Origin of the sequence: Achromobacter sp. SIMBA_011, from assembly GCF_046535435.1 — a bacterium.
Taxonomy (GTDB): domain Bacteria; phylum Pseudomonadota; class Gammaproteobacteria; order Burkholderiales; family Burkholderiaceae_B; genus Achromobacter; species Achromobacter dolens.
Genome location: NZ_JAWRWN010000165.1, coordinates 1 through 339 on the forward strand (window position 1 = coordinate 1; position 339 = coordinate 339).

General features: G+C 71.1%; 1 pseudogene. It reads left to right on the top strand.

What is annotated here, in order from left to right:
* Window positions 1-339, top strand: a pseudogene (locus SB816_RS30390) (hypothetical protein); the annotation flags it as partial.

Sequence of the window (339 nt, forward strand, 5' to 3'; positions counted from 1 at the left end):
CCCTGCTCTGGATTGGCTGCATCGCCGCGACGTGCTACGGCCATGCCGTCTTCTTTCTGATGGCGCAGAAGCATGCGGGTGAACTGCGCGCCGCCGCGGTGCCGGCAGTCACGGCAAAGGGACGCGGTATGGCCGAGATCGCACGTGACCGTGCTGACGCAGTAACGCGACTGGCCCGCACCAATGCGCGTCGCTGCGTCGCCCCGTGCCCGAACCTGATTGCCGACCGCACCGCTGCCGCTGCCCGCGTCGAGGAATTCGATACCGAGCTGGCCGCCGCGCGCCGCGCCGAGGCCGCGCAGGATCGCGTCGCCGCCGAGCGCGCCGCAGCCCTGAACG